Raw genomic sequence first — 26,018 nt, forward strand, 5'->3', positions numbered from 1 at the left:
CGTACCCATCCCGAACACGACCGTTAAGCCCTCCAGCGCCGATGGTACTTGGACCGAAGGGTCCTGGGAGAGTAGGACGCCGCCAAGCGGACAACTACATTACCCGTGGTATTTTTTTTGCCCTTAATATTTAAATGTCTTAAAAGGGCCTTTAGCTCAGCTGGTTAGAGCGCACCCCTGATAAGGGTGAGGTCGGTGGTTCGAGTCCACTAAGGCCCACCATATTCCCTGATAGCTCAGTTGGTAGAGCACTCGACTGTTAATCGAGTTGTCACAGGTTCGAGTCCTGTTCGGGGAGCCATTTATGGAGAGGTGTCCGAGTTTGGCCGAAGGAGCACGATTGGAAATCGTGTAGGCGCCACAAGCGTCTCGAGGGTTCGAATCCCTCTCTCTCCGCCACAAATTTTATTAGCATGGCCCGTTGGTCAAGGGGTTAAGACACCTCCCTTTCACGGAGGTAACATGGGTTCGAATCCCATACGGGTCATAACATGGAGGCTTAGCTCAGCTGGGAGAGCATCTGCCTTACAAGCAGAGGGTCGGGGGTTCGATCCCCTCAGCCTCCACCATATTCATTTAAGAACGACGCGGGGTGGAGCAGCCCGGTAGCTCGTCGGGCTCATAACCCGAAGGCCGCAGGTTCAAATCCTGCCCCCGCAACCAAATTTTCCTTAAGCATGATGTTTTGGGACTAGCTGGCGAAGTGTAAATGAATAGTATATAATTATTAAATGACGCGGGGTGGAGCAGCCCGGTAGCTCGTCGGGCTCATAACCCGAAGGCCGCAGGTTCAAATCCTGCCCCCGCAACCAATTTTCACTTATGCATTATGTCTTTGGAACCGTGGTGTAGTTGGCCTAACATGCCTGCCTGTCACGCAGGAGATCGCGAGTTCGAATCTCGTCGGTTCCGCCATTTAGTTAATTATTGTTGGGGATTAGCCAAGCGGTAAGGCAACGGACTTTGACTCCGTCATGCATAGGTTCAAATCCTATATCCCCAGCCACTTCACCCCAAAAAGTGAAGTTACTCTCTGAAGGTGAATCCGAATACTTTTCGGGGACCCCATCTTGCGAGCCATTAGCTCAGTTGGTAGAGCACCTGACTTTTAATCAGGGTGTCGAAGGTTCGAGTCCTTCATGGCTCACCATTATTTTTAAAGTGTGCGCGTGTGGCGGAATGGCAGACGCACCAGACTTAGGATCTGGCGTTTCACGACGTGGGGGTTCAAGTCCCTTCACGCGCACCATATTTTGCGGAAGTGGCTCAGCGGTAGAGCATCGCCTTGCCAAGGCGAGGGTCGCGGGTTCGATTCCCGTCTTCCGCTCCATAATTTTTGCGCCCTTAGCTCAGCTGGATAGAGCGTTTGACTACGAATCAAAAGGCCGGGAGTTCGAATCTCTCAGGGCGCGCCATTTTTATTACGAAGTAATTACATGTTTTGACGGGATGTAGCTCAGCTTGGTAGAGCACCTGGTTTGGGACCAGGGGGTCGCATGTTCAAATCGTGTCATCCCGATTTTATACCTTTGCGGGTGTAGTTCAATGGTAGAACTTCAGCCTTCCAAGCTGATAGCGTGGGTTCGATTCCCATCACCCGCTTATAATTAAGAAACACCTATCTATTATAGATAGGTGTTTTTTTGTATAGTTACATTCGAATGGATACAATAGAACATAGGATTTTAGTTGAGGGGGATGTAGCTATGTTTGAATTCGAAGCTAAATTAGTGCGGCCTGATGCAAGCGGGAGCTGGACTTATCTTAACGTCCCTTTTGATGCCGAACAAATATTTGAAACAAAGTCCAGAATACAGGTAAAAGGAAGTGTAAATGGAATCCCCTATAGAGGAACGCTTATGCCCCATGGAAACGGAAAGCATTTTATGGTGGTAAAGAAAGAACTAAGGGATCTAGCCAAAGCTCAACCTGGTGATATTGTGCGTATGACGATGGAGCAAGATCATCAATTACGGGAGGTAGAAGCCCCAGAGGATTTCCTTGATGCGCTGAGTAGGCATGAGCAGGCAGAAGCTTATTTTAACGGTCTAGCTTATTCTTATCAGAAGGAATATGTGTCTTGGATCGAAGCAGCGAAAAAACCTGAAACCAGAGCATCTCGTATCAATAAATCAGTCAGTAAACTGGGTGAAGGCTTAAGGCTTAAATAAGAGTATGAAGAAGTGCTTAGCAGGCTGAATAGATGAACAGCGTCCTCTTCCATAAGATTGGAAAGGGACGCTGTTAATGTTGGTGATATGTGCGAGTTGGCTTAAATAAGAACGGCTACCTCACCACAATTCACAAACTTAATACTTTCGATTTTTACTGATAACTCACCTGAAGGTATAGCAAGCTGACATGTACTGCCGATCTGAGCTAACAGCAACTGCATGCCAATAGGCGAGAACATTGAAATCTTGTTATCATTGGGTTCTGCGTGGTTTGGAAATACGATGGTGTAGGTATCTGTAGTATTGTCGTCTAAGTAGCGTAGCTGAAGCTGACTTCCAATCAATACGAGTGAATTCAATTCTTCACCATTAAAACGGGAAAGTAATTGTTCCAGCTCGGAGCAATAACGGGACAACAGCGTTTCAGCATTACTTCTTTGTTTGCTTCGTTCCGGGAAATACTGATTTAGAAATGCGATTTTTTCCTCATCAAAATAAATAAGCTGCTGGACCAATTGTGTCCTTGAGCCTTCATAAATTAGACTATGGTTCATAGTAGATTTCACCCCCTCTAAGTAGCACATTCTTTGCAAATTTGTTATGACGCGTTGCCATAGTACAATCCCTCCTATACAAATAGAGGTCCCCCAGAGGGAACCTTCTGATCAGTATAACAGCTTCTATATGTAAATCCAATCCATTTTGCAAAGGCAATTAATTCTTACTAAATATTGTATTTAAAACGTTTGACTATTGTATAGTTGGGTGCTATGATAGGCTGATGTTATGGGCATTTCGTAGAAAACTGCGGAATGCCTATACTATATTTCGAAGATAAATTTACATTAAATGTTACCAGGGGAGTGATACGCCATGTACATTTCGTTGAGTTTACCTATAGAATCTAGACATAAAAAGTAACTAAAATTTATTAAAGGAGAGATCAGGATGATTCAAGTAAAAGAGTTTGTAGATGCTGATAATTCGTATGCTGAGAATAAAGCTAATGAGTTCTTGGCAGGGCTGAGTGAGGAACAGGTTGTGAATATCTGTTACGGTTCGGTAGTTAAATCTTCACGTGATGGGGCAGAGCATCAAAGAAGCAGTATACTGGTCGTGTATAAGACAAATGAAGGGCAATAACTGGAATACTTTTTTTTCGTGCTTATCTGTTGTCTCCACACTATGCATCGTGATTGTTCTAATATATTATATGTTTTAGCTTTTCTTATTAAAAAGAGGACCTTTCCCATCTACGGGTAAAGGTCCTCTTTGATTATATAAGTGCATTTACAGTCTTAAATACCGTCTGGAACGGATAATCCTAAACCGGAAGCGATACGCTGTCCCAATTCCGGATCAGCTTTATAGAAATGAACAATTTGGCGAAGTTTAATATCGTTACTTTCAACGGGGGTCATAGCACCTACGATATTTTGAACAAGACGGATACGCTCTTCTTCACTCAACAGGCGATACAAGTCACCAGGTTGTGTATAGTGATCGTCACTATTATAGGAGACACTGTCGGCATTTCCAGATACTTCGAAGGGTGAGGTTTTGTATTGTGGTGCTTCTTTAGGTCCACCTAAGCTGTTAGGCTCGTAATAAGCACCGGATCCGCCATTGTTGCCGAGTGCCATGCCACCGTCACGTTGATAGTTCTTCACTTCTACTTTTGGACGGTTGATAGGCAGGCTGTTATGGTTAGGACCTACACGGTGACGATGAGCATCGCCGTAAGCAAACAGTCGACCCTGTAGTAATTTATCAGGAGAAGCTTCAATACCAGGGACGAAAGAGCCAGGCGAGAACGTAACTTGCTCTACTTCCGCGAAGTAGTTCTCTGGATTGCGATCCAGTACCATGCGGCCAACCTCAATTAATGGATAATCTTTTTGCGACCATACTTTTGTTACATCGAATGGATCAAAGCGGTACGTCTTCGCATCTTCGATCGGCATTATTTGCACGTAGAGTTTCCACGCAGGGAAATCTCCTTTATCAATAGCATTGAACAAGTCTTCTGTATGATAATCTGGGTTCTCCCCAGCTATTTTTGCGGCAAGATCTGGAGCAAGGTTCTTAATGCCTTGTTCTGTTTTGAAATGATATTTCACCCAGACTGCATTTCCTTCGTCATTTACCCACTTGAAGGTGTGGCTTCCGAACCCATGCATATGTCTCAGCGTAGCTGGAATCCCGCGATCTGACATCAAAATAGTCACCTGATGTAGAGATTCCGGAGATAAAGACCAGAAGTCCCAAACCGCATTAGGGTTCTTTAAGTGAGTCTGTGGATCACGTTTCTGTGTATGAATAAAATCAGGGAACTTGATTGCATCACGAACGAAGAATACAGGTGTATTGTTACCTACGAGATCATAGTTTCCTTCTTCCGTATAAAATTTCACAGCAAAACCACGAGGGTCCCGTACAGTATCAGCAGAACCTAGCTCCCCAGCAACCGTAGAGAAACGGATGAACATGGGTGTGCGTTTGCCTACCTCAGATAAAAAATTAGCTTTTGTATATTGAGTTAAATCCTGAGTGACCTCAAAATACCCATGAGCGCCAGCACCCTTAGCATGAACGACACGTTCAGGAACACGTTCTCTGTTAAAGTGGGCTAATTTTTCAAGCAGATGCACATCTTGCAGCAAAGTAGGACCACGATCACCGGCTGTCATTGAATTCTGATTGTCGCCTACTGGAGCACCCCAGCTGGTCGTAAGATTATTATTATTGGAGCTCATTAATAGAATCACCTCGTAAGATTTGATTTTAGATTTAGTATAAGTTCTATATTAATGTTTTTTGGGGAAAATGCAACACTTTTTGATTAATTGACACATTACAGTATGTGGTAATCGTCGTCCCATTCAGATATATATGATAGATAGAGTGATTAATTACTAAGCAGAGTTAAAAAAGAAACAGCGCACCTCTACCATCACTGGAGGGTACGCTGTTCTATTTTGATATAGGAATATCCGTTTTCTGTACTTAGTTTTTAATGTACATTCTGTTATAGTATTCATCCAGCATTCTTTTGGTGGCAAATTCGGTGTGAGTGGTTTCGATACTCTTCTTCATCATTTGTACCCACTGTTCACGATTCTCATAATAGGTTGGGAGAACTCGATTCAATAGGGTGTCGTATAGCGCATCACTATCATGCTTATCCAGAACCTCGAAGTCAGTTGTCTCGAAGCCATCTCCAATCTGCCAGCCATTCTTGCCATCTATACAGGCTTCCGGCCACCAGCCATCTAGAATAGAGCAGTTCAATACGCCGTTCATGGCTGCCTTCATCCCGGAGGTACCACTTGCTTCCAGTGGTCTACGCGGATTGTTGAGCCAAATATCAGAACCGCGTGTCAGCTGTGCGCCGATAGTCATATCGTAATTTTCCAAGAAGACAACACTCTTCGGATATTTTTTCATCATCGCCACTAAATTGCTGACGATTTTTTTGCCGTTATCATCGAGTGGATGAGCTTTGCCAGAGAAGACGATTTGTATTTTGCCGGACTCCAGATAAGGCTCAATAATGTCCGGCTGCGAGAAGATCAGGTCACTGCGTTTATAAGGAGCAGCTCTGCGTGAGAAGCCAATAAGTAGATTATCAGCATTGAGGCTAATACCAGAGCGTTCTTTAATAAAATCAATCAGTTCACCTTTAATTTCCTGATGCACTGCCCATAAATCGCCATTTTCTTCGTAGGCTTGGGTCATTCTTTCATCTACCCAGGTAGGCGTATGAATCGCATTAGTAATGCCGATGATATCCGATCTTCCGGCAACCTCTTTCCACATCTTATTGGCTGTATCCGCATGAAGCTGAGCCACGGCATTGGATATTCGGGAGAGGCGTAGACCGGCAACCGTCATGTTGAACGGCTCACCACCGATTCGCTCCATCTGATCACGGGTTAAACCATTAAATGCACTCATATACTCTAAGCGGTCGAGTGGATGGGTTTCGTTGCCTTCTTTGATTGGGGTATGTGTAGTGAACACAACCTCTTCCCGAGTAGTTTTCCAAGCTTCCTCAAAGGTGCTGCCTCCGGACATTTTCTCTCGGATTAGCTCGATAGCTGCAAGGGCTGCATGGCCTTCATTGAAATGATAGACATCAATCGGAATGCCTAGCGCACGCATAGCTTTTACTCCACCGATTCCAAGTACGATCTCTTGTGCGATCCGTTCCTCGCCGAACCAGCCGTACAGTTGTCCAGTAATCCAGGCATCATTATTCTCGGGGATATCCGTATCCAGTAAATACAACGTGCTGTTGCCAAAATAATCAGTCTTCCATACTTTGCACACCACATCGGTCTTTCTGACTTTAACGGTTACTTTCACCCCTGTATCTTCAAGAAAATCATAAACATAATTGTGATAGGAGTCGTACGGATTACCATTCGCATCAATTTTTTGATCCGTATACCCTTGTTTCCACTTCAGCCCGATAGGGATAATAGGAGCATTGATGTCCTTAGCTCCCTTAATGTAGTCACCGGCGAGAATTCCAAGCCCTCCGGCATACATTTTAAAATCGGAATGTAACCCGTACTCCATACTGAAATAAGCTACTGTTGGTAATTTTTGTTCGTTCACTTGATAAGCCTCCTAATCGCGGATTAGATTGAATTGCAGTAAAGCTGCTGGCATTATCTACGATGCAAACGTTTGCTCAAAAAACAGTCAACAATCGTTGTGGAAGCGATTGCACCATCATTCTAGCACACTTTATCTATAAAAGCATAACGTCAATTTGGTGAAAATAGCCAATTAGGGGTAAAATCAACGGAAGTGATTGATAAAGTGAAGGGAAGACCCTAAGATAAAGAGATTGAAGAAATAATTACTGGTGGTGTTTAAGTTGGGTATAGTTGTGATTGGAAGCATAAATATGGATATGGTAGTACGTACGAGCCGGGCACCGAATGCAGGAGAAACGCTTATGGGACAAGTATTTGCTCTATCTCCCGGTGGAAAGGGAGCGAATCAAGCCGTTGCCGCAGCACGTCTGGGTGCTGAGGTTAGTATGATCGGCAGCATCGGAAAAGATACCTTTGGAAGCGAAATGCTGGAGATTATTAAGCAAGAAGGTATTCATATAGAACATATCTCAATGAGTGAAACTGAGGCAACAGGTGTAGCTTCAATCGTTATTGAAGAAGATGGAGAGAATCGGATTATCGTTGTACCCGGAGCGAATATTGATCTATTTGCAGAGGATATACAGGCGTTAGAGGCTGTAATTAGCCAGGCTGAGATGATAGTGATGCAGCTTGAAATGGAACTGGCGATGAGTGAGCATGCTATTGCCATTGCACATCGTCATGGAATTCCGGTCATTCTGAATCCGGCACCAGCTAGAGTACTTAAAGACGAGATGCTGGGTCAAGTATCGTATCTGACACCTAATGAGACGGAAGCGGGAATTTTGACTGGAATGACTGTAGATAGTTTAGAGACTGCTGAGCAGGCAGCCCGTATTTTGCTGCAAAAAGGTGTTAAAAATGTGATCGTAACCTTGGGATCTAAAGGCGCACTGATCGTTAATGCTGAAGGCGCTAAGTCAGTTCCTGGATTCCCGGTTAAGGCGATAGACACGGTTGCTGCCGGAGACTCATTCAATGGGGCATTAGCCCAGCAATTGGTCTTAGGCAAAACGTTGGAGGAGGCAGTGAGCTTCGCTAATGCTGTTGGAGCACTGGCTGTAGGGAAAGAAGGCGCGATCCCATCGCTTCCGCAATTATCAGAGGTCGAACAGTTTCTAAAACATGTATCGGCAGTAAAATAAACAATACAGAATCTATAACAGACGACTGGATAGGGGCTGAAATAATGAGCAGGACAGTAATCGTAAAAAATGTGATCATTGGCGAAGGAATCCCTAAAATATGTGTTCCGTTGATTGGAGCTACCTTGTCTGAACTGAAACAGGAAGCCGAATCATTAAAAGAGCTTAGTCCCGATTTAGTAGAGTGGCGGACGGATTTTTTTGATGAAGTTGAAGACGTAGAGGCGGTCAATTCAGCACTAAAAGAAATCCATTCTGTAATTCCGGAGTTACCGCTGATTTTTACTTTTCGGAGTGCCAAAGAAGGTGGCGAAAAGCAGGTTAGCAAGGAGTACTACATTGCATTGAATACTGCTGCAGCCGAAAGCGGGCTGGTAGACATAATAGATGTTGAATTATTTAATGAGGAACAGGATGTAAAGCTGCTAGTCAAGACTGCTCATACCCATAATGTGTCTGTCATTATATCCAATCATGATTTTCATGGAACCCCTTCTCAAGAGGAAATCATCTCACGACTATGTAAAGCACAGGAGCTTGGGGGGGACCTGCCCAAAATTGCCGTGATGCCTAAGGATGCGGGGGATGTACTGACTTTACTAGAAGCTACCCATATGATGAAAGAACAATATGCAGATCGCCCAATTATAACGATGTCTATGGCTGGAGCTGGGGTAATTAGCCGTCTAGCCGGTGAAATATTCGGTTCAGCGCTTACCTTTGGAGCGGCACATAAACCATCTGCACCTGGGCAGGTAGCTGTAGTTGAGCTGCGAAAGGTACTGTCACTGCTGCATAGCAGTCTATAGGAGCTATCAACGAGGTTTCGGATAATAGAAATAGAGCGGCGACCGGATTTCCGGTGCCGCTCTTTTTCTATTATTTTGTACCCGTGTATACTTGAACGGCATCTCTTAAGAACGCTGCAAGTCCAGGGCGATGCTTGTCGTAGTACTTGGTAAAACGCTCATCATCAACATACATTTGTGCAACACCGGCATGTGCCTCTTTGGAATAGGAATCCCAGTAGAAGGAGAGCCACTGGCGGTGCAGATCAGCACTTTTTTGCGCCAATACACTGGCAGGATCTCCATGCTCCATCGCTTGAACAAGGGACTCAAACATTTCCTCCTCAAGCTGCTGTATAGCCGCATATTGTCCTTCTGTCATACCTTTAAGCTTCTTGTTGGATTGATCTACAATGCTGTCCCCGTATTTCTCTCTAATTTCTTGACCGTATTTCTTCTCGTTGTCTTCTACCAGCTTTTGTTTAAAGCCTTCAAATTTCTCAGCGTCACTCATAGTCATTCTCCCTTCTTGGTGAGCCAGCGTCTGTTCGACGTTAGCAATGAGTAGATCTAATTGATGTCTCTTTTCAAGCAGCTTGTCATGATGCTCCCGTAGTGCTTTGGCTCCGTCGAAAGACGGTTCGGTCATAATAGCTTTGATACGTTCCAGACTCAAGCCAAGCTCTCGATAAAATAAAATTTGCTGCAGTAGATCTACTTCGGTGCGGCCATAGATACGATACCCCGAGGAGTTGATTCTCGCCGGCTTAAGAATGCCAAACTCGTCGTAGTATCGCAGGGTTCGCGTACTGATTCCAGCTAGCTCAGCGAGCTTCTGTACTGTGTATTCCGTAGTATCACCTCCCACAAATTCAATGTACACCTTTACGTAGCGTGAAGGTCAAATGTTTTTTTAGGGTATCCCAAACAGCGGCAGTTACCCGCTGAAGATCATTGGGAAGACTGCCGCTGCTATGATTTGCTGATGTTTGAAGTTATTTTTGACCCATCTGCGCCGCAAAATAATTCTGTAATTCCTCTAATTTCCGAGGATCAGCTAGGGTTGTTTTGTCTGAGAAGTAGTGTTCGAGAACAAGGTCCCAGGTAGGTACTATTTTTTGTGAGTTCATCGCTTTAATGGCAACTTTGACCGTCTTACGTTCTTTGGCATTAGAAAAGGTATCTACGTAATGCTGTGAGCGCTCAAAATCCAGATCCTTAAACACAGCGCGGAAAATCTCTGAAGTCATCTTTGCATCATCCAGCGCCCGGTGAGCAGATCCGGAAGGTTCAAGTTCAAATAAAGCCATCGCGCTTTCCACGCTGACATCATTACTTAGTCCGCGAGCCCGAAGCACACCCTTCAGTAAATCGAAATACGTTGCGGACATCCAGTAGGAGTCGTCCATCTTGTGCATACGTACATCCTGAATGATTCTTTTCATGTCTTCGCCACCCCAAGTAAGCAGCAGCACTCCATCTGTACTTAGATCAAGCCACTCTCTAAAAGCAGTGATGACTTTCGGGAATCGGGGTGCGATGTCGATTTCCTCTTGGGGAATACCGGTTTTTTTCTTAATAAAAGAATTAAGGGTGGAGAAATATATGGGTTTGATCAAGGAAGAAAATTCATCCTTATACTGCAATGAAGAGTCTAACCGGACGGCTCCAATCTCAATGACCTCCATAGGGTGCTCGCTGGCAAACTTACGGCCGTTGAATTCGATGTCCAGAATAATATAATCCACAGGTACTTGCCTCCGTTCCATGACTGACGCTGTAGTGCTTAATACGTCGACTACTCTATTTTAACAAAAAAAGCGATGTAATGGGGAGTATGGGAACAAGCTAATATTGGAACATAAAAAAAGAACCTGCACAATGCGGGTTCTTTTTATCACTATAATGAGCAAATAAGAGTGCAGAAAATGAAGGAAGGCGATTAATACTCTGGAGTGGCATCAGGTTCAGGTTGATGAACGGGTTGTTCCAGTAGAACGGATCCGTCTTCAAGTCGAATCCAGGTATTAAAGTCTTGGGTGCCTTGGGTCAGTTTGATGACGCGTGCGCCCCGCATAAAGCCTTCTTTTCCATAAGTGTTGTAGCCAGTAGCCCGGCCGTAGCTGAGACGTATGCCGTATAGGTTACCCGTAAAATCGTTAACATGGTCATGCCCGCAAAAAGTGCCCAGCACATCACCCATTTCAAGTAAAGCGGTGAACAATCCCGAGTTAACATGTGGTGAGCATACACGCTCGTTCTTATGTCCATGACAAACTTGTGTGAACCATACTTCCCGGTATTCAGGAATTGGGATATGAAAGAAAGCTAATGCAGGTAGTCTGTCTTCCGCAGTCTTTGGATTTAGCCGATCTGATTCAGCTGTCAGCCAATTGATCTGACTCCGGCTAACCCAATTATAGCCAGGGATATGCTCCATCTCAGAGTAGCTGCCCGAGTCAATAAAATAAAAGACTGCAGCCGCTTGGCCATCCTGATCTTTAATTTCAAGTGAGTAATTCCCTGAACCCTCGAGATCCTCTGGGCCGGCTTTGGCCAGGCAGTGGGGATGCTCCAAGGCAATCTGCATCAGTTCATTGCGGGAAATCAGGGTTTCTGTATCATGGTTGCCAAATACGAAGGCCCAAGGGGTTCCCGTTTTCTCCACAGCAGCAACAGCATCCCGAAAAGCCTGGGCGGGGTCTTCACAGGCCTTTTCACCAGGTGATACAGGGCCGGTGTAAATTAGATCGCCCGTGAAAACTACAAGATCAGGTTGTTCCGCTTCCAGAACGCGTTCCATCAGTTCCCGGGTACGCTGATCTTCGGCTCTTCCATCCATCCAGTGAAGATCAGTGAACTGTACAATTTTCAAAGTTCCATCTTGCTGAAATGATAAGCTGTGTCTCATTGGGGTATCTCCCTTACTGTCTGATATTGAATTCTAAGCTCCGGAAGCGTGAGCCGCTTATGCGACATCAAGCCGGGTGAGGGCTGACACTATCAGCTATGTAGCCATAGACGTTAGCCGATCCAGATCCGCTGGGTGAAATGATCTCCGGAGTTCCTACCAATCATAATATCAAATTCTCCGGGTTCGAAGACCATTTGATCGTCTTTTCCATAGAACATCAGCATTTCTCTAGTAATCTCGAAAGAAACCACTTGTTTCTCATGCGCTGCGAGTGTAATTTGTCGGAAGGCTTTCAGCTCCTTGACCGGGCGTACAACACTTGCGCTAACGTCATGGATATAGAGTTGAACGGTTTCCTTGCCGGTGATGTCTGAAGTATTCTCCACTTCAATGGAGGCAACAATCCGATCGGTAGCATCAACATTGAAGTTGCTGTAATCAAAACTGGAGTAGCTCAGACCATAGCCAAAGCAGAACAGCGGATCATTAGGGCAATCCAAATATCGGGTTACATAACGTACATTGGGATATAGAGGATCATAAGGGCGTCCCGTCTGATAGGCATTGTAATAAACAGGGATTTGCCCAACCGAGTAAGGAAAGCTCATTGATAAACGAGCGGACGGATTATAATCTCCGAACAGCACATCAGCTAGTGAGTTTCCGGATTCTGTACCCAGAAACCAGGCTTGCAGCAAAGCGTCACTGGCCTCAAGAACAGGCTTTAGTTCCAGCGGTCGGCCGCTAAATACAATGGTAACAATCTTTTTGCCGGTATCTTTCAGACGCCAAATCAGCTTCTCCTGATTGGTCGACAAGCGCAGATTGGTTTTGCTTCCGCCTTCCCCGGTATCCTGCTGATTCTCACCGACAGCAGTGAGAATGACGTCGCAATCTTTCAGGCGCTGGAATGCTTCTTCGATTTCATCCTCCACATCAAAAACACCCTCCAGCATGCTTCCCAGCTCACCAGTCATGGCCGTAATAATATCCGCGGCAGATGTTTTTTGAGAAATGCCATTGTAGAGTGATACGGCTGGGTCTTTTTCCGTTCCAGACCAGCCGCCCAGCACTTGAATAGAGGTGGCGAAGGGACCAGCCAATCCAATCTTCATACCGTGTTTAAGGGGCAGAGCGTTATTGTCATTTTTCAACAGCACCACTGAGCTGGCACCCAGCTCTCTCGCAGCTTGTAAATTCTCTACGCTCGGCGTAGGTGCCTCATCTACTATTGGATCTGCATCCTTGAATGGATTGTCAAACAAGCCGAGAGCGTCCTTGAGTTCTAGCACCCGGATAACGGCTTCATCAATCAAGGAGATATCAAGCTTGCCTTCTTCGACTAGAGCAGCGCCGTGGTTTAGATAATGGGTGGACATCATTTCAATATCTAGTCCTGCAGCCAGACTTTTCTCCGCTGCTTCACGGCCATCTTCGGCAGCGCCATGAGGGATTAGTTCATTTACGGAATTGAAATCGGCGATGGTAACGCCATTGAAGCCCCATTCCTCACGTAGAATCCCGCGGAGAAGTTTGGAATTACCGCTTGCAGGTATACGGTCAATCGTATTGAATGCGGCCATCACCATGGCTACACCAGCATCAACAGCAGCTTTATAGGCTGGCAGATAGAACTCACGTAATACGCCGAGGGACATATCTACCGTATTGTATTCTCGACCGCCTTCGGGAGCGCCATAACCGGCGAAGTGCTTCACACAGGCAGCGATACGACCTTTTTCTTTTAGGTCTTTGCCCTGATAGCCCCGTACCATGCTCTCAGTTACACGGGCATTCAGATAAGGGTCCTCACCGGATGTCTCCATCACCCGTCCCCAGCGCGGATCACGTACAAGATCCGTCATAGGCGAGAAAGTGAGGTGAATACCGGCAGCCGCGCTCTCCTTGGCTGCAATTTCAGCGAACCTTTCACAGGCCTCCATGTCAAAGCTACAACCTATCGCAAGCGGGATCGGTAGGATCGTTCTGTAACCATGAATCACATCCGCCATGAAGAGTAAGGGGATTTTCTGACGGCTGGCTTGCAAATGCCGGGTCTGTAGATCAATCACATTCCTGGCTCCAATGCCGTTCAGAACGCTTCCGATGTTCTGCATTACCTGCGGCTTAATGTTCAGTTCCTTGAATGGACCGGTTAAATCTACGGTATCATCCAAACCCCAATAGTGAGGGCCTAGCTGGGTTAATTGGGCCAGCTTTTCTTCTAGAGTCATATCGTTCACAAGATCTTGGATAAACAGTTTAGTCATGGTTAACACCTTCCTCGTGAGCGCATTGAAAGTTATTGTGACAAATAGATGTGCTATACCAATAAGAAAGCGCTTGCTATTTGAGTTCGCCGCTATGCACACGCAGATAAATATAATTGGATGAGACATGAGATAGATAAGAACGGGGAGTTCATCGTCAGACATCATATATAGAGGCTGACATATGTGTGAAAGAACAGATAGAAACGTTTCCATTAACGATACATATCGATCTTAGTCCGAAGGCCATAAAAAGTCAATTATCTTCGTGAAATCGGCCGAATCATTATATTTAGGTTATAAAATGTGATTTTTATTACTAGAAAATCAAAAATAAAATCAATTGACAGCGCATACAACTAGGGAGTATGATTTTCGTACAGGGAGTTTCAAAGAAATTATGGAAACGTTTCTATATCATCCGATACGCTTATTATAAAGGATGAGCAAGCAGTTTCATGCTGGTTGCGGGACAAGAAAGGAAGCTAAGTTATGCATGTGATGAAATGCATCTTTCAAATTGGAGGTGGGCTCATTGGCAAGAATTAAGCTTGCGGGTGGAAATATTGTCCGGGAAGTCATTAAGAACAAAGTGCTTTTTCTAATGTTGCTGCCTGTAATCGTATACTTCATTATTTTTCACTATGCCGTAATGCCTGGCGCTTATGTCGCATTTGTAGATTACAAGCTCAACAAGGGTATTTTCGGAAGTGATTTTATCGGTCTGAAAAACTTCGAATTTCTGGTTCAAAATGGAGATTTGTGGAATATTACCAAGAATACGCTTCTTTACAACATCGTCTTCCTAGCACTGGGTAACATTATTCAAATTGTGTTTGCGATTATGCTATCGGAGATCTCGGGCAAGTGGTTCAAGAAAGTGTCTCAATCCGTTATTCTCCTACCTTACTTTATCTCTATGGTTATCGTCGGTGTGTTTGCCTACAATATATTCAATTTTAATTCCGGGTTCATCAATACGATGCTAACTGGAATGGGGCTAGACCGTTACGAGTTCTATTCTGATCCGGGCATATGGAAATATATCATAGTAGCCTTCAAGATCTGGGCCGCTACCGGATATGGAATGATTGTCTACCTGGCAACGATCACAGGGATTAATCATGATCTGTACGAGGCTGCTTATATGGACGGAGCTACTACCTGGCAGCGGATCCGTTATATGACCTTACCGATTCTGAAGCCAACCTTTATTCTGCTTTTACTGTTTGGTATGGGTGGAATTCTCAAGGGCTCTTTTGACCTTTTCTATAATCTGATCGGTACGAACTCGGTGCTGTATCCGCAGACGGATATTATCGATACCTATGTCTTCCGTTCACTGGTGGGACAATTCAACTTCTCTATGGGCGCCGCGGTGGGCTTCTACCAATCCATGTTTGGCCTGATTCTGGTGCTAGTAGTTAACTTTATTGTACGTAAGGTCGAGCCGGACAGCGCATTGTTCTAAAACCAGACACGAAACAGGGGTGATGAATATGGAAACTCAAAAAATCAAACAGGATTCCGGAAGTATTATCATAAAAGTGATTAGCTATATCTGCATTAGTATCTTTGCACTGTTCTGTGTATTTCCCTTTGCACTAATGATCTCCTCATCGTTTATGAACGAGCAGGAAATTGTCCGCGAAGGCTACAAGCTGCTGCCTAAGGAATTTTCCTTTAAGGCTTACGAATTGTTGTTTAACAACTCTACGCAACTAGTAAATGCTTATAAGATAACTATTTTTATAACCGTAGTGGGTACGGTCCTTGGACTGTTCATGATGTCGATGGCTGGCTTCGTGCTTAACCGCAAGGATTTCAAGTATCGCAACTTCTTTTCCTTTCTAATTTACTTTACGACACTCTTCAGCGGTGGCTTGATTCCAACGTACATCTTGATGGTCAAGCACCTGCATATGAAAGACAACTTATTTGCCATGATTCTACCGGCTGTAGTTGGCGCATGGTCGATCTTCCTGATGCGTAATTTCATGAAGGCCATTCCGGATTCCTTATATGAATCTGCTACCATTGACGGTGCTGGCGACTTCCGTATCTATTGGCGGATATTTATTCCGCTGGCGGTTCCTTCCTTAGCTACCATCGGGCTTTTCTCGGCGATAGGCTTTTGGAATGAGTGGTACAACGGGATGTTATATATGGACTCCCCGACGAAATATCCACTCCAATACTTCTTGCAGCGAATGGTCAATCAGACGAATCTCGGTACACTAATCAATTCGGGGGCAGTTATCAATACAGCTGATCTTCCAACGCAATCCATCAAGATGGCTACAGCTGTGCTGGCCACCGGGCCAATTATTCTCCTCTATCCATTTGTACAGCGTTATTTCGTAACAGGCCTCACCGTTGGGGCTGTAAAGGGTTAATGGACGTCTCCTTTTCGAAGGCGCGTTTATTATAAATGCAATTCATAAATAGAAAAGAAAAGGGAGGCTTACCTAATGAAAGGTAAAAAAATTGCGTCTTCTTTAATTGCTGTACTCATGCTTACTGGGGCATTGACAGCCTGTTCATCGAAGAACAACGAGGCGAGTAATGATCCGGCAGCTACGAAGGCACCAGATGCTTCAACGAATGCAGGAGGAGTAGACACTTCCAAAGAAGCTAAGTTGGTGTATTATCTGTGGGGTAGTGAAGGTGTTCAAAATAAGGCGATTCTAGCTGAGATTAACAAAAAGCTCAAGGCTGATCTCAACGCTACAATTGAAGTGAAGTATATTGACTGGCCAGATATCAATACGAAATACCCGTTGCTATTTGCTTCAGGCGAGCAGTTTGATATGTCTCATGCATCTCCAGGAGCACCTGTATCCTATTTCACATTGGCTAGTGAAGGTGCTCTAGTGGACCTTACCGATATGCTCGATAAAGTTGCTCCTAAGCTGAAGGCAGAAATCCCTGCTAGTGTATGGGAAAATACTAAGTACAAAGGTAAAATCTATGGCGTACCGAGTCTTTATAGTGAATATACACCAAATGGTTATGCCTATCGTGTAGACCTGTTGAAGAAATACGGAATGGAAAAAATTACAACTCTCGATGACATGGTTAAATACATGGATAATGTTGTTGCCAATGAGTCCTTCCCACCAATTAACGGTAAGTCAGAAGATGCGGCCAATATGTTCAGAATGCTCGTAGATACTACAGGAATGTGGCTTAACGCACCTGGTATATCTTTGAATGAACTAAATCTTGTGACTAAAAGTCCAGAGGACTACAAGACCGTCTTCCATCCAGCATACACTCAGGAATTCGAAGATTGGGCTGTGAAAATGCGTGAATGGGCAGATAAAGGATACTGGGGCAAGGATGTGCTGTCTGCAACTCTTGGCAGCAAAGATAACTTCAGAGCAGCAAACTCCGCTGGTTATTTGACTCATGCTCAGGACTGGATTGGCCAATACGGTGCAGATTTGAAGGCACAACCAGAGGCAGAAACTGCATTCTTTACTTTTGCGGAAGCCAACAAGAAGATCAAACGTAAGATGGGTGTTGATAACTCGACTGTAATTAGCACGAGCTCCGAGAATCCAGAGCGTTCTCTGATGGTGATCGAGAAGTTCATGACAGACAAAAGCTACTACAACCTCATCCAAAACGGTATTGAAGGCAAACAATATGTTATGGAAAATGGTGTTAAAAAGCAGCCTCCAGGCTTCAACGAAAAAACGGACGGCGGAGGTTTCGCGGCTTGGTCACTTCGTAATGACAAATTCGTAGTTCCTACGGATACAGAAAACCCAATTCGTAACTCTTTATTTGCAGAGTGGGATAAAGTCGCTATCGATGATCCATACAATGGCTTTAGCTTTGATCCATCGAATGTAACTACAGAAATTGCTTCCATCTCCAACGTGAATTCCCAGCTTGGTATTCAATTGATGCTTGGTAAAACAAGCAAAGATCCTAAAGCTGCTGTAGCGGATTACCGTGAGCAACTGAAAAAAGCAGGAATTGACAAGGTTATTGCCGAAGTAGAAAAGCAATTGGCTGCGTTTGTTCCAGTGAACTAAAGAACGTTAAAAGGTGTGAGGGAGCTATAGTAGCATATAGCTCCCTTACTTATAAGTGGGGGAGTATAGTGGACGTAAATATCAAGGATATCGCGCGGATTTCCGGTGTGGGCATCTCGACGGTCTCCAGGGTCATCAACAATAAGGGGCTGGTGAGTAAGGCTACTCGGGAAAAGGTTCTGAATGTTGTTAAGGAATATAATTACATTCCCAATTCCAATGCAAGAAATTTAAAAACTACAGAGTCAAAGAACATTGCACTTATGGTTAAGGGGATTACCAATCCGTTTTTCTCCAATATGATTAAAGAAATCGAGCGGCAGGCTAATCTGCGTGGTTATCCCTTTCTCATTCATCAGGTAGAGGATGGTACGGATGAAATCAATGCTGCCATTCAGCTCACCAAAGAAAAAAATCTATGCGGGATCATCTTCATGGGCGGAACCTACAATCATTCCGAAGAGAAGTTCAAGCAGCTGACGGTTCCGTTTGTACTGACGACGATCACCTCTACACAAGAGGTGGACCCTGATATCTTTTCTAGTGTCACCATTAATGAATTGAAGGAAGCTTATAAGGCCACCAATTATTTGATATCACTTGGGCATGAGAATATCGGTTTTCTAGCCAAGTCCCCTTTATTGGATGAAACTACAGGAAACCGGCGATATTTGGGCTACAAACAAGCACTGGAAGAACATAATCTGCCTTATGATCCACAGTTGGTGGAGGATTGTGAATATAGTCCTAGCTCGGGATTTGATGCAGCGCGGAGATTGCTTAAACGGAATAAGGGAGTAACCGCAATATTTGCAGCCTCCGACACGATTGCTATCGGTGCAGCCAAGGCGGTGCTTACCGCGGGGTTGTCTATTCCGGATGATATTTCAATCATTGGCTTTGACGGGATCGAAATGGCTGAATATTTTCATCCTTCACTTGATACGATCAGCCAACCGGGTACAGAAATGGCTTTATCCAGTGTGGGCGTTCTGTTTGATCTAATTTCTGGACGGTCAGTTCATCAGCATATTGTCTACGATGCGGTATTGCTCAAGCGAGGCTCTTGCAAGATGCTCAAAACACTTAAGGTTTAATACTGACTATAAAAGCTATCATTGGAGTGGTAACCCAAATGCAAGACACATTGAGAATAGGTACTCTGGTTCGTGGCGGGGAGGCCGTCACCGTGATTCCGCAAATCGTTCAGCATGGTTTTGAATCCTTTAACCTGAACTTTTGGCAGACCACAGGTGAAACCAATCTTGTAGAAACAGCTGCACGACTTAGGGAACTGGCTGCTGAACATGATTTTGTCATCTCTTCTGTTGGGATTTATGGCAATCCACTTTCAGGAACAGGCGACAATGCTGACACACTCGCCAGTTGGGAGCGATTGATTGATCATGCCCATTTATTCGGCACAGATATTATCGGAGGATTCACCGGACGTCTTCCAGGTTCTTCGATTGACGATTCGATTCCGAGATTTGCAGAGGTGTTTAGTGAATTGTCCAAAAGGGCAGCCGATCGTGGCTTAAGAATTGCTTTTGAAAATTGCGCTATGGGTGGAAATTGGCAGGCGGGAGAGTGGAATATCGCTCACAATCCTTCAGCCTGGGAGAAAATGTTCAATGCTGTGCCAGCAGACAATCTGGGTCTGGAATGGGAACCGTGCCACCAGCTGATAGGTCTCATTGATCCGATTCCGCAGCTACGCAAATGGGTGAATAAGGTGTTCCATGTACATGGCAAGGATGCCACTATTGCCTGGGATATCGTCAAGGAATACGGAATTCATGGACCTAAGCCTTATGTCTGGGACCGGACGCCTGGCTTCGGGGATACGAACTGGGTGGATATCATCTCGATTCTGCGCCAAGCTGGTTATAAGGGAACAATTGATATTGAAGGCTGGCATGATCCTGTCTACCAGGGTGAACTAGAAATGACTGGACAGGTACATGCGCTAAATTATTTGAAGTATTGCCGAGGTGGCAGTTTTGTCCCAAATCCGGTGTAAAGGATATCAGATAGTAACAACTCAAAAATGACCTCAAAACCCACAGTAAAGTGGAGGATGAGGTCATTTTTATATGCTTAGCTTAATCCCGTATAAGATAGCCTTGCCCAAGCTGGATTTCATTAAAGCCTGCCATGTGGCGAGCTTGAAAGCGGATCGGCTTAAATCCACCTATAATAATGATGTTTTTGATATCCGCAGTCCCATCTGAAGGCAGTGAAAAGGATTTAATATAGGTAAATTGTTCGGCGAGCGTGGTGTAAATAGCATTAATGAGCGGATCATTTTCACCTTTTCCCATCAGATTCATCAGGAGATACCCTTCGGTATTCAGTTTTGAATGCGCGATGCTGAAAAATTCACTGGAGATTAAGTGCCTCGGCGTGCCCGCAGCGGTGAAAGCATCCAAGACGATGTAATCATATTTCTGTGTTTCTTCACCTTCAAGGATCTGACGTCCGTCACCGATCACTACGTTATCTTGGATGTATCCAAAATAGCGGCGGCTTAATTCGACTACTTCGCTGTCTAGCTCAGCTACTTTAAATCTCTTGTCTAGAAAATACCCGGCAATCGTTCCAATCCCATGACCAATAAGAAAGGCGTCCTCGAAAGAGGGAGCATTGCATTTCATCAAGTGAATGATGGCTCGCGGATATTCAAACACAACTCGTTCTGGGTGATTGAGATCCATCGCACCTTGAATGGCCTGATTGGAAAACTGCATGACGCGGAACGTACCTTGTTCACCGTATAGTTCTGTGGTGTCATAGACGGTGATTTCATGATTATCGCTGCTCGTGTGAATCTGTGATTGCAAGTGATCAAACTCCTTATACGATAGAAATTCGTTTATATTCATTGGGTGTAACGCCGACTACACGTTTAAAAAGCTTATTGAAATAGGCAGGATCGCCATATCCAACTTCGGCTCCAATCTCGTGAATTTTTAGGTCAGGGGCATTCTTGAGCAGATGCTTGGCTTTACGTAGCCGGATTTCCGTGATGTAGTCCGTTAATGTAAGTCCAGTCTCTTGTTTAAACAGCTTGCTTAAATAGCTTGGTGTCAAAAAAACCATATTCGCTAAGGTGTTCAGATCCGCATGTTGATTATAGTTGGCTGATATCCAGCGCTTTATGGTTTCTACAGCTGTACCGGACATCTCTAGGCGATGGGCTCTGATCTCAAATAGAATGCTTGAGAAATGGTTGGTGAAACTACGCTCAACTTCACTGAATCTCATACTGGAAGTAATGCTTTCATCCAGTCCAAGATAGGGTGCACCTTTGTAGAGGGTCTCAAATTCTTGCAATTCTTTCTGCGCAGATTCAATAACCCATCGACAGACACGGAGAATTTGATCGGGCACAGCTTGTTGTGATTTCAACATTGAGAATAAGTTACGCACGCGCTCTAAAGCACCCTCCATATTCAGGATCTGCAGATCATGGATTAATGGTTCCTTGATCGCATTAAAAGGCTCGAGAATATTTATCTCAGGCTGCTGAATGTTCTGAATATTAGCATAGTGCAATCGGTCAGTGTTATAGATGCCGACACTGCAGGCTAACCTAGCCTCTTGATACGCTTGTCTGAGCTTGGCGGTATCATTATAGGAACTGCTAGTACCTACATGCAGTATCATACCATTGGCAGAGATACGAATCCTGTCTCCGATTTCATTCCTATCGCTGTCCGAGAGTTGTTTTGTAGAATACAGGATACAGACATGCAGTCCATTTTGGATCTCTAAGCTGTCGATACTAAATGCCTTCTCTTGCCGCAGACTGTCTACACAGAAACAGACGGGTTCTCTTGATCTTCCTTTGAACACAAAGACTGAGAAATAAGGCTGGGGCAAAGTAAGGCTCGACAAAAGCAAGGGGGATGGGGGCTCGTCGACTTGAAGAAGGGTCAGTAGGAGACCGGTACGGTGACGTACCTCCTTGTCACGAGAGAACTGCTGCTCTTTCTCCAATTGATAAAGCAGGTCGAATAATTGCTCCTTATCGATAGGCTTTAATAAGTAGTCTACTGCAGAGCTGCGTATGGCTTCTCTGGCATAATTAAATTCAACAAATCCACTCATTAGAATGGAGCGGATTTGCGGGTGACTGGCTTTTAATTGTTTAATTAATTCCAAGCCGTTAATTTGCGGCATACGAATGTCAGTAATCACAACATCAAGCTGAAGCGAAGGTAACTCGTCAAGTAGATGTTTCCCATCGGAGTAGGTACCGATGACCAGAAATTCAGTATTTTCTTTGCTGATCATTCGGGCCAGACCTTCGCGGATCAGGATTTCATCGTCAACAATTGCAATACGCAGCAATCAGAGCATCTCCTCTCCGTAATTCATATCATCTTCACTATGAGTAGTGAAGGGAATGTCCTCAATGCGCAGTGTAACACGAGTACCTACTCCGAGCTTACTCTCTGCAAGGAGCCCGAATGAGCTGCCGTAATGCAGACGGATTCTCTCATTCACATTTCGTAGGCCAATTCCAAACATTTCACTTTCATTCCCACTTTGCAGACTATGATTTAAGGAACGAAGGGTGGCAGCATCCATACCGATGCCATCATCTTCTACACAGAATACGACATTTCCTTGCTCACTCCATGCGGTGATGGTTAAGGTACCGAGACCTACTTTTTGATCTAAGCCATGAAAAACTGCGTTCTCCACAATGGGTTGGAAGACAAGTTTGATTACAGGAAGATGTAGAAATTTCTCTGGCACATCAATGTGTAGATTGAACTTATCTGGAAACCGGATTTGTAGCAGATGATAATAATTTCGAACATGATCCAGCTCTTGTCTGATCGTAACGGCTTCTTCGCTTCGGACAATACTGTAACGCATCTGAAGTCCAAGTAAATAGGTGAGCTTCGCTACACGGGGGTCATCATTGCTCTCTGCCAGCATACGGATAGACTCCAGCGTATTATAAATAAAATGGGGATTGATCTGATTCTGAAGTGCCCTCATATCAGCCTTCTGCTTACGCTTCTCGGTGAGGGATACTTCCTGTAGCAGATCCTTGACCCTAATGATCATTCGATTAAAATGACTGCCAAGCATTCCAATCTCATCATTATATTTGGAGTGCTGCCAGACATCCAGATTACCGTGCTGTACCCGTTTCATTAGACGGACCAAAGATTTAAGGGGTTTAGTCAGCGCATGTGAGATGAACGTGGCAACGCAAAGTGCAAAAGCAATAATGATCAGTGTAGTTAATATAAGAGCATTGCGATTCTTCTGTACAGGTGACAGGATACGGGCCAAAGGAATCGTAACCATAGTCGTCCAACCTGTCTGTTTCGAGACGCTATACACTGCAAGATAAGATTGACCATTCATTTCTATTTGAAAATGATCCTGTTGCTGATTCACATGCTGCAGCAAAAGCTGCGTGTTCAGTCTTTGTTCCCCGCCGGTTTGCATCGAGTCTGAGGCGTCTTCACTGTCATAGATCAGTTCTCCGTTATTATCTACAATTAATGTGTTGCCTTGTGTAACTGCGTTTACGGGATCAATAATCCCATTAAACAAGTTGATGTCTACATCAAATACGAGAATTCCTATATGATCTAGCGTGCTTACAGAATTAATGGTGCGAAGTACACTGAAAACCTCTCTATGGGCATTGGAGTTTATACGAATCGTATGTCTGCCTTGAATGACAGGAGCGGCTCCAGCTTCATCACTTAAGGTTCTCCATTCGGCTAGTCGTTCTTCAGGGTACAGCTCGTGGATTCCGGGGACTCTATCATAAAAAACAGAACCGTACTGATCCACCATGTACACGGCGATGATCTCTTCCTTCGTATGCTTCAAGTAGCTCAGGAACATCGCCATGCCAGTACTTTTATCCCAGTCGGTATTTTGCTGAGTGAGGTAGAATTGTACATCGGTGTTATACAGCGGTAGCGCTGTGTATCTTTTTAGATCGGCGACATAACGGTCAATGGTATCAGAGGCATTCGATGTCATTTGGTTCGCGCTTTCCGTTGCATTCACAAGAACAGAATTGAACATGGAGCGGGAGGACAAATAACTAACATAAGTGATTGGAAGCGAGATCAGAAAGACAAATACGACGATCAGTTTTCGCTCCATCGGAAGATTGGCAAGGAACAACCACATTTTTCGTAAGGCTAGCCGGATGAATGATACCATTTGCGTTGTCCTTTCTTAAAGTCAACTTCCTTATTTAACTGCGCCACTGGTTACGCCTTCAAAGATGTAACGTTGTAGGAAGAAATATAGAATTATAGTTGGGAGCAGGATGAGCAGAATGGCCGCACAGATCAAATTCCATTCTCCCGAATTGACCCCTTGAAAACGCATCAGGATCGTCGTAACTACACCCAGGCTTTGTTTTGGCATATATAGATAAGGGATATACATGTCATTATAGATACTAATCGTCTTCAAAATAATCAAAGTAGCCGTAGCCGGCGTCAATAATGGAAAAATAATCGAGCGATAGATTTTAAAAAGAGAGGCACCTTCTACCATCGCGTTCTCATCGAGATCCACGGGAATGTTACGGATGAATTGCAAATAAAGAATAATTTGAATCACATCTGCTCCGATGTATAGCACGATAGGGGCGCCGAGTGTATTATAAAGCCCCATGCTTTTGATGATTCCAAAAGTCGCTACTTGTGTCGTGATGCTAGGAATGATAGTAGCTATTAGATAGGCACCGAAGACAACAGGTTTTAATTTAAAAGAGAAGCGTCCCAGTACAAATGCTACCATAGTTCCAAATAGAATGTTCAGAATTAAAGTAACAGCAATAATAATTAACACGTTACCAAAGCCGTTAAGTAAACCTCCACGCTGGAAGACTGCAATGAAATTATCAAAGTTTAAAAAGCTTGTTGGCAACGCCATGGAGCTACTACTGTTAAATTCATCAGTTGATTTGAAGGCGTTTACGATAACTACATAAGGAGGAAAGAGCACGACAAATATGCCGATGATTAGCGAGAAGTATTTAATAACATCTGTAAAGCGGAATTTGGAGTTTGTCATGTCTATTTGTCTCCTCCCCGGCTAAGAACTAGTTGCTGTACTAATAGCACGATGACGACAAAGAAGAGCAAGATGATACTCATGGCAGAAGCGAGACCATAGTTGTTGTAAGCAAATGCAGTGTCTACTACTTTTTGTACGTAAGTTTCGCTGGCGCCCGCAGGACCACCCTTGGTCAATACGAACGGGAGATCAAATACTTCCAGTGCTCCTGTGACGGTAAGAAATAAATTAAGCTGAATGACTGGCTTCATATTCGGTAAAGTAATTCTCCAAAGGGTTTGGAAGGACCCGGCACCATCAATCTTTGAAGCCTCATAGATATCGTTTGGTATAGCCTGCAAGGAGGCGATGTAGATGACCATGTTATAACCCATGAAACGCCAAAACCCTGTGGATGCCAGAGAGTAGTTGACCAGTCCTTCTGTTCCAAGCCAGCTGGTCTGCCCTAATCCGGTTAGACCGATGCTGTTCAAGAACATGTTCAGAGAGCCGTTAGTAGTGTCAAAGACATAACCAAACATAAAAGCAACGGCAACTCCGTTCATAATGTAAGGAAGGAAAAGTAAGATTCGGAATGCATTTTTCCCTTTGAGCTTACTATTCAGAACAACTGCAAAATAAATGGCGACTATGTTCTGAACAATTCCCATAGCGAAGTATGCAAAGTTATGTGTAAATACTTTGAAAATATCAGGATTAGAGAAGACCTCACGGTAATTAGCAAGTCCGACCCATGGTTTCTCAGGGCTATAGCCATCCCAGTTGGTGAAGCTGTAATAGATCAGCTTAAGCGCTGGATAATACGTAAACGTCGCAAGGAGCAACAATGGGATCGTAAGGAATGATACGATGATTATCGTTTTTTGTTTGTTATAGGAAAGTGTTCCGAACATCGCTAGCCCTTCTTTCATAAAAGCTTGGTATGGAAAGGCAA

Annotated in this window: 21 protein-coding genes, 15 tRNA genes and 1 rRNA gene; 25 read left to right on the forward strand and 12 right to left on the reverse strand. The window is 44.4% G+C overall.

The window, feature by feature from the left end:
* The 17 genes from rrf to M2444_RS18415 form a co-directional block, all read left to right on the forward strand.
* Positions 1-88, forward strand: a 5S ribosomal RNA gene (gene rrf / locus M2444_RS18335); the annotation flags it as partial.
* 57 nt (positions 89-145) lie between these two features.
* Positions 146-222 (forward strand) — tRNA-Ile (locus M2444_RS18340).
* A gap of 3 nt (positions 223-225) precedes the next feature.
* Positions 226-301 (forward strand) — tRNA-Asn (locus tag M2444_RS18345).
* 5 nt (positions 302-306) lie between these two features.
* Positions 307-399: transfer RNA gene (locus M2444_RS18350), tRNA-Ser, on the forward strand.
* A 16-nt stretch (positions 400-415) separates the two neighbouring features.
* A tRNA-Glu gene (locus M2444_RS18355) sits at positions 416-487 on the forward strand.
* A 6-nt stretch (positions 488-493) separates the two neighbouring features.
* Positions 494-569, forward strand: a tRNA-Val gene (locus tag M2444_RS18360).
* 17 nt (positions 570-586) lie between these two features.
* Positions 587-663 (forward strand) — tRNA-Met (locus M2444_RS18365).
* A gap of 72 nt (positions 664-735) precedes the next feature.
* Positions 736-812 (forward strand) — tRNA-Met (locus tag M2444_RS18370).
* A 25-nt stretch (positions 813-837) separates the two neighbouring features.
* Positions 838-915: transfer RNA gene (locus tag M2444_RS18375), tRNA-Asp, on the forward strand.
* Between the two features lie 16 nt (positions 916-931).
* Positions 932-1,006: transfer RNA gene (locus M2444_RS18380), tRNA-Gln, on the forward strand.
* Positions 1,007-1,074: 68 nt separating this feature from the next.
* Positions 1,075-1,150, forward strand: a tRNA-Lys gene (locus M2444_RS18385).
* 15 nt (positions 1,151-1,165) lie between these two features.
* Positions 1,166-1,249: transfer RNA gene (locus M2444_RS18390), tRNA-Leu, on the forward strand.
* 6 nt (positions 1,250-1,255) lie between these two features.
* Positions 1,256-1,330 (forward strand) — tRNA-Gly (locus M2444_RS18395).
* A gap of 8 nt (positions 1,331-1,338) precedes the next feature.
* Positions 1,339-1,415: transfer RNA gene (locus M2444_RS18400), tRNA-Arg, on the forward strand.
* A 30-nt stretch (positions 1,416-1,445) separates the two neighbouring features.
* Positions 1,446-1,519, forward strand: a tRNA-Pro gene (locus M2444_RS18405).
* Positions 1,520-1,531: 12 nt separating this feature from the next.
* Positions 1,532-1,602, forward strand: a tRNA-Gly gene (locus M2444_RS18410).
* A gap of 104 nt (positions 1,603-1,706) precedes the next feature.
* The gene (locus M2444_RS18415; RefSeq protein WP_280787711.1) at positions 1,707-2,171 is read left to right on the forward strand and encodes a YdeI/OmpD-associated family protein; all 465 of its coding nucleotides are present in this window, start codon (positions 1,707-1,709) and stop codon (positions 2,169-2,171) included.
* Between the two features lie 101 nt (positions 2,172-2,272).
* Here the strand turns inward: M2444_RS18415 and M2444_RS18420 are convergent, their stop codons facing one another.
* The gene (locus tag M2444_RS18420) at positions 2,273-2,728 is read right to left on the reverse strand and encodes a GreA/GreB family elongation factor (RefSeq protein WP_280787712.1); all 456 of its coding nucleotides are present in this window, start codon (positions 2,726-2,728) and stop codon (positions 2,273-2,275) included.
* 394 nt (positions 2,729-3,122) lie between these two features.
* On the opposite strand from M2444_RS18420, the gene M2444_RS18425 reads away from it, so the two are divergent.
* Positions 3,123-3,317 (forward strand): sporulation protein Cse60, encoded by a 195-nt coding sequence (locus M2444_RS18425; protein WP_280787713.1) that lies wholly within the window; start codon positions 3,123-3,125, stop codon positions 3,315-3,317.
* 155 nt (positions 3,318-3,472) lie between these two features.
* On the opposite strand, the gene katA is transcribed toward M2444_RS18425, so the two are convergent.
* On the reverse strand, positions 3,473-4,930 hold the full coding sequence (gene katA / locus M2444_RS18430) for a catalase KatA (protein ID WP_094870734.1): 1,458 nt from the start codon (positions 4,928-4,930) through the stop codon (positions 3,473-3,475).
* Between the two features lie 250 nt (positions 4,931-5,180).
* Positions 5,181-6,797, reverse strand: coding sequence for an alpha-glucan family phosphorylase (gene glgP / locus M2444_RS18435; RefSeq protein WP_280787714.1), 1,617 nt, complete (start codon positions 6,795-6,797; stop codon positions 5,181-5,183).
* A 277-nt stretch (positions 6,798-7,074) separates the two neighbouring features.
* Between glgP and rbsK the strand changes: the two genes are divergently transcribed.
* The gene (gene rbsK, locus M2444_RS18440; RefSeq protein ID WP_280787816.1) at positions 7,075-7,989 is read left to right on the forward strand and encodes a ribokinase; all 915 of its coding nucleotides are present in this window, start codon (positions 7,075-7,077) and stop codon (positions 7,987-7,989) included.
* Positions 7,990-8,033: 44 nt separating this feature from the next.
* Positions 8,034-8,798, forward strand: coding sequence for a type I 3-dehydroquinate dehydratase (aroD, locus tag M2444_RS18445; protein WP_280787715.1), 765 nt, complete (start codon positions 8,034-8,036; stop codon positions 8,796-8,798).
* Between the two features lie 70 nt (positions 8,799-8,868).
* On the opposite strand, the gene M2444_RS18450 is transcribed toward aroD, so the two are convergent.
* From M2444_RS18450 to bglX, 4 genes are all read right to left on the reverse strand, one after another.
* Positions 8,869-9,645, reverse strand: a complete 777-nt coding sequence (locus M2444_RS18450; RefSeq protein ID WP_280787716.1) for a MerR family transcriptional regulator — start codon at positions 9,643-9,645, stop codon at positions 8,869-8,871.
* Between the two features lie 127 nt (positions 9,646-9,772).
* Positions 9,773-10,525 (reverse strand): 3'-5' exonuclease, encoded by a 753-nt coding sequence (locus tag M2444_RS18455; RefSeq protein ID WP_094870739.1) that lies wholly within the window; start codon positions 10,523-10,525, stop codon positions 9,773-9,775.
* A 194-nt stretch (positions 10,526-10,719) separates the two neighbouring features.
* Positions 10,720-11,688, reverse strand: a complete 969-nt coding sequence (locus M2444_RS18460) for a metallophosphoesterase family protein (RefSeq protein ID WP_280787717.1) — start codon at positions 11,686-11,688, stop codon at positions 10,720-10,722.
* A 113-nt stretch (positions 11,689-11,801) separates the two neighbouring features.
* On the reverse strand, positions 11,802-13,961 hold the full coding sequence (gene bglX / locus M2444_RS18465; protein ID WP_280787718.1) for a beta-glucosidase BglX: 2,160 nt from the start codon (positions 13,959-13,961) through the stop codon (positions 11,802-11,804).
* A gap of 535 nt (positions 13,962-14,496) precedes the next feature.
* On the opposite strand from bglX, the gene M2444_RS18470 reads away from it, so the two are divergent.
* The 5 genes from M2444_RS18470 to M2444_RS18490 all read left to right on the forward strand — a co-directional run bounded on the left by M2444_RS18470 (position 14,497) and on the right by M2444_RS18490 (position 20,030).
* On the forward strand, positions 14,497-15,432 hold the full coding sequence (locus M2444_RS18470) for an ABC transporter permease (RefSeq protein WP_256989849.1): 936 nt from the start codon (positions 14,497-14,499) through the stop codon (positions 15,430-15,432).
* Between the two features lie 28 nt (positions 15,433-15,460).
* Positions 15,461-16,357 carry a carbohydrate ABC transporter permease gene (locus tag M2444_RS18475; RefSeq protein ID WP_218832580.1) on the forward strand — a complete coding sequence of 299 codons (897 nt, stop codon included), beginning with the start codon at positions 15,461-15,463 and terminating at the stop codon, positions 16,355-16,357.
* 75 nt (positions 16,358-16,432) lie between these two features.
* Positions 16,433-18,007, forward strand: coding sequence for a DUF3502 domain-containing protein (locus tag M2444_RS18480; RefSeq protein ID WP_280787719.1), 1,575 nt, complete (start codon positions 16,433-16,435; stop codon positions 18,005-18,007).
* Positions 18,008-18,075: 68 nt separating this feature from the next.
* Positions 18,076-19,104, forward strand: a complete 1,029-nt coding sequence (locus M2444_RS18485; protein ID WP_218832579.1) for a LacI family DNA-binding transcriptional regulator — start codon at positions 18,076-18,078, stop codon at positions 19,102-19,104.
* 38 nt (positions 19,105-19,142) lie between these two features.
* Positions 19,143-20,030 carry a sugar phosphate isomerase/epimerase family protein gene (locus M2444_RS18490; RefSeq protein WP_094870745.1) on the forward strand — a complete coding sequence of 296 codons (888 nt, stop codon included), beginning with the start codon at positions 19,143-19,145 and terminating at the stop codon, positions 20,028-20,030.
* Positions 20,031-20,112: 82 nt separating this feature from the next.
* On the opposite strand, the gene M2444_RS18495 is transcribed toward M2444_RS18490, so the two are convergent.
* The 5 genes from M2444_RS18495 to M2444_RS18515 are packed head-to-tail and all read right to left on the reverse strand — an operon-like array spanning position 20,113 to position 25,977.
* Entirely contained in the window at positions 20,113-20,892 is a 780-nt protein-coding gene (locus M2444_RS18495; protein ID WP_481857508.1) for a spermidine synthase, read from the reverse strand.
* On the reverse strand, positions 20,864-22,363 hold the full coding sequence (locus M2444_RS18500) for a response regulator (protein WP_280787721.1): 1,500 nt from the start codon (positions 22,361-22,363) through the stop codon (positions 20,864-20,866). Before M2444_RS18500 ends, M2444_RS18495 begins: the two co-directional genes overlap by 29 nt.
* On the reverse strand, positions 22,364-24,217 hold the full coding sequence (locus M2444_RS18505) for a sensor histidine kinase (RefSeq protein WP_280787722.1): 1,854 nt from the start codon (positions 24,215-24,217) through the stop codon (positions 22,364-22,366). It lies immediately after the preceding gene.
* A 30-nt stretch (positions 24,218-24,247) separates the two neighbouring features.
* A complete protein-coding gene (locus M2444_RS18510; protein WP_094870749.1) occupies positions 24,248-25,081 on the reverse strand; it encodes a carbohydrate ABC transporter permease in 834 nt (277 codons plus the stop codon).
* A gap of 2 nt (positions 25,082-25,083) precedes the next feature.
* Entirely contained in the window at positions 25,084-25,977 is an 894-nt protein-coding gene (locus M2444_RS18515; protein WP_094875489.1) for a carbohydrate ABC transporter permease, read from the reverse strand.
* Positions 25,978-26,018 lie beyond the last annotated feature (41 nt).

The organism is Paenibacillus sp. PastF-3 (assembly GCF_029893135.1).
Lineage (GTDB): Bacteria > Bacillota > Bacilli > Paenibacillales > Paenibacillaceae > Paenibacillus_AQ > Paenibacillus_AQ nitricinens.

Bases quoted from the DNA above. Each gene is read 5' to 3' on its own strand.
- M2444_RS18415 (WP_280787711.1), top strand. From the start codon at position 1,707: ATGTTTGAATTCGAAGCTAAATTAGTGCGGCCTGATGCAAGCGGGAGC.
- M2444_RS18420 (WP_280787712.1), bottom strand. From the start codon at position 2,728: ATGAACCATAGTCTAATTTATGAAGGCTCAAGGACACAATTGGTCCAG.
- M2444_RS18425 (WP_280787713.1), top strand. From the start codon at position 3,123: ATGATTCAAGTAAAAGAGTTTGTAGATGCTGATAATTCGTATGCTGAG.
- katA (WP_094870734.1), bottom strand. From the start codon at position 4,930: ATGAGCTCCAATAATAATAATCTTACGACCAGCTGGGGTGCTCCAGTA.
- aroD (WP_280787715.1), top strand. From the start codon at position 8,034: ATGAGCAGGACAGTAATCGTAAAAAATGTGATCATTGGCGAAGGAATC.
- M2444_RS18460 (WP_280787717.1), bottom strand. From the start codon at position 11,688: ATGAGACACAGCTTATCATTTCAGCAAGATGGAACTTTGAAAATTGTA.
- bglX (WP_280787718.1), bottom strand. From the start codon at position 13,961: ATGACTAAACTGTTTATCCAAGATCTTGTGAACGATATGACTCTAGAA.
- M2444_RS18475 (WP_218832580.1), top strand. From the start codon at position 15,461: ATGGAAACTCAAAAAATCAAACAGGATTCCGGAAGTATTATCATAAAA.
- M2444_RS18480 (WP_280787719.1), top strand. From the start codon at position 16,433: ATGAAAGGTAAAAAAATTGCGTCTTCTTTAATTGCTGTACTCATGCTT.
- M2444_RS18490 (WP_094870745.1), top strand. From the start codon at position 19,143: ATGCAAGACACATTGAGAATAGGTACTCTGGTTCGTGGCGGGGAGGCC.
- M2444_RS18495 (WP_481857508.1), bottom strand. From the start codon at position 20,892: ATGAATATAAACGAATTTCTATCGTATAAGGAGTTTGATCACTTGCAA.
- M2444_RS18505 (WP_280787722.1), bottom strand. From the start codon at position 24,217: ATGGTATCATTCATCCGGCTAGCCTTACGAAAAATGTGGTTGTTCCTT.
- M2444_RS18510 (WP_094870749.1), bottom strand. From the start codon at position 25,081: ATGACAAACTCCAAATTCCGCTTTACAGATGTTATTAAATACTTCTCG.
- M2444_RS18515 (WP_094875489.1), bottom strand. From the start codon at position 25,977: ATGTTCGGAACACTTTCCTATAACAAACAAAAAACGATAATCATCGTA.